Genomic DNA, 2,304 nt, shown 5'->3' on the forward strand with positions numbered 1-2,304 from the left:
AGATTGCCGCTTGCGAGATGCCGGTTCCGCATGAGTTGGAGGAGCGACTGGTGGAGCAGAGTGGCGATGCCACGGAGACGGTGGTCGCGTTTGCGCTTTGTGCCAACATTTAGCGGGTCAGCGGCGCCGGAGCGGCAAGCAGGTCAGCAAGTTTCCGGGATCGTGCGAGAACTCTGTGTATGTCTGGCATTAACGGGGTTAGAATGAGGCACCCCGGAGAGTCAAACCCAAGAGGCCGCGTGACGCCATGGCCGTTGCCCAGCTTACCCTCGAACTTCGCATTGAACACGCACAGTCATTGAAGGACCGCCGGCACGTGGTGCGGTCGATGAAAGACCAGCTGCGGCAGGGATTCAACATTTCGGTTGCCGAGATGGATGAGGCGGTGACGTGGCAGACGGCGACCCTGGGGGTGGTGGCGATTTCGGGGTCGCGCAGCTATCTGCATCAGCTCATCGAAGAGGTGGAGCGGGCGGCGCGGCGCATGTCCAACGAACTTGGAGCCGAGCTTACGGACAGTTTCTGGGAGTACCTGGAGAGCTGACTCCGGGCAAAGGCTGCGCGACTCTGCTTATTCGAGTTGATTTCCGCTGGCGGTGCCCTCCAAAGCAGTCGAGCCAATCCTGCGATTCATGAAGGAACATCTAAATTCCGCTGAAAATCAACGCGCCATCTTCCGAGCAGTGGTTTCACCATGCAGGCTCTGACGACTTGATCAGTCAACAGAACTGGTGGTTCACTCGGGTCTACACGGTGTACATTCGCTTGACGGGTTGCTTAATGAGTAATTGCCGAGGGGTCCACCATACATCAACAAACAGGCTACGACGTGCGGCCCCAAGCTTGGGCCTCAATCTTCCAGACGCCATCGCGGTTCGCGAACGTGTAGGCAAGGGTACCGGTCCGAACGACGGACTGGCCCTTAATCGTGACAGTGAGAGTCCCCGATATGACTACATATGCAGACGAGCCTTCGACATTCCAGAAACCCATCTCGTAGGACAGGTGCTCGTAGGTCACGCCAAGATCCTCACGCCATTTCGCTACGTCGGCAAGCCAATTGGCCGGAGCATTTGGGTTCAACCAGCGATAGGGTGCAATGCCGTCGATGATGATGGCAGTGTCCCCGAAAACGCTGAAGAAAAGATCGTTGTCGTGGGAATTGAAGCCGTTTATGTGGCCGTCGATTAGATTCTGGATTTCAGCCGGTGGGTTGTTGGTCACCGTAATCCCCCAGTGCCGGGAGGAAGCTATTCTCGACGCCTAATTTTAGCTCCTCTATGACCGGTTGGCGTAAAGCCAGGGATTTCAGAACGAGATCCATTGAGGTGGCGACCGGGAGAGGAGCCACGTGGATGCATTAGCAGCTGCGCTGCCTTCCTGCAGAATTGATGCTTGTGACTCGGCCTGAAGTGCGATACCTTGATGGTCCTCGAGGATGCTTTCAGCCCAGGCAGAAAGGGGGCTCACCGTGATCACCGCGAACAGAGAGCTGTTCTCTGCGATTTGCGCAGCCTTCAGACACCTGGACGCAGCGAGTAGTCCCACCGACCCAGCCGTCATCAAGGCTAAGCGCGCCATTCTCAACGGTCTTGCCGAAGTGCACTTGATCGACGCGCTTGACGACGCTTCCACCATCGCCGATCTCACCGCTTTACCACGACGGTAGCCAGCCAGGACACACCCCGAAGGGGACCGTAGATACAACCACTCCAATGCATCAAAAAAAGGAGGTCGCGCGGAGGAGCCTCATGCGCCGCGAGAATACTCCAACCGTGAATCCGGCTGCAGTGATAAGTGAGCCTACCTCCCCGGTCCCCAAAAGCGAGGGACCGGGGCCACCTGCCTAAGCGGAGGGGGCACCTCGTAGAACATATAGGCTTTTCTACCTAGGTCTTTATCTAGATGGGCTGTATCTATGGTCCATAACTCGTTTGCGAGGCATCGGCGAGCATTGGTCCATAGCACTGAAGGTGAGGAAGTGGAACTCGCCTGTTTGCTGATAACGGATGCGCTGGCCTTTCATCGACGCCGTCCTTACCTGGCCGCGAAGCCGGAAGACTGGCGCCGGTCGAGCCATCGCCACTACCAGACCGGCATCCGCGGGTCCGTAGAGATTGAGTCGGCATGGGCTGCCCAGCACAGGGGTGCAGTTGCCGGAGTGGATGCGCCACCGGCAGCCCGCCTCTTCTTCCCCGGTCCCCAAAAGCGAGGGACCGGGGGCACCTTCAACTGGCAGAATTCGTCATATTCGTTCTTATTCGTAGTGCAGCGTTTTGGCTAGATCGAGGTGCAGTGCGCGGC

At 57.8% G+C, this 2,304-nt stretch carries 4 protein-coding genes; 3 read left to right on the forward strand and 1 reads right to left on the reverse strand.

The annotated features are described in order from the left end of the window. Window positions 1–247 precede the first annotated feature (247 nt). Window positions 248–544, forward strand: coding sequence for a DUF503 domain-containing protein (locus WA354_RS22850; protein WP_472815333.1), 297 nt, complete (start codon window positions 248–250; stop codon window positions 542–544). A gap of 278 nt (window positions 545–822) precedes the next feature. On the opposite strand, the gene WA354_RS22855 is transcribed toward WA354_RS22850, so the two are convergent. Then, complete coding sequence (locus WA354_RS22855) at window positions 823–1,224, reverse strand: nuclear transport factor 2 family protein (RefSeq protein ID WP_472815334.1); 402 nt, start codon at window positions 1,222–1,224, stop codon at window positions 823–825. A gap of 214 nt (window positions 1,225–1,438) precedes the next feature. On the opposite strand from WA354_RS22855, the gene WA354_RS22860 reads away from it, so the two are divergent. Together WA354_RS22860 and WA354_RS22865 are read left to right on the forward strand one after the other, a co-directional pair. Continuing rightward, window positions 1,439–1,669, forward strand: a complete 231-nt coding sequence (locus tag WA354_RS22860) for a hypothetical protein (protein WP_472815335.1) — start codon at window positions 1,439–1,441, stop codon at window positions 1,667–1,669. A gap of 312 nt (window positions 1,670–1,981) precedes the next feature. Then, window positions 1,982–2,284, forward strand: a complete 303-nt coding sequence (locus WA354_RS22865) for a hypothetical protein (RefSeq protein WP_472815336.1) — start codon at window positions 1,982–1,984, stop codon at window positions 2,282–2,284. Window positions 2,285–2,304 lie beyond the last annotated feature (20 nt).

This window comes from Occallatibacter sp. (genome assembly GCF_049802275.1).
In the GTDB taxonomy this organism is placed as follows: Bacteria; Acidobacteriota; Terriglobia; order Terriglobales; family Acidobacteriaceae; genus Telmatobacter.

Excerpts from the sequence above, each read along its gene's own strand:
- WA354_RS22850 (WP_472815333.1), top strand. The coding sequence starts at position 248 with ATGGCCGTTGCCCAGCTTACCCTCGAACTTCGCATTGAACACGCACAG.
- WA354_RS22860 (WP_472815335.1), top strand. The coding sequence starts at position 1,439 with ATGCTTTCAGCCCAGGCAGAAAGGGGGCTCACCGTGATCACCGCGAAC.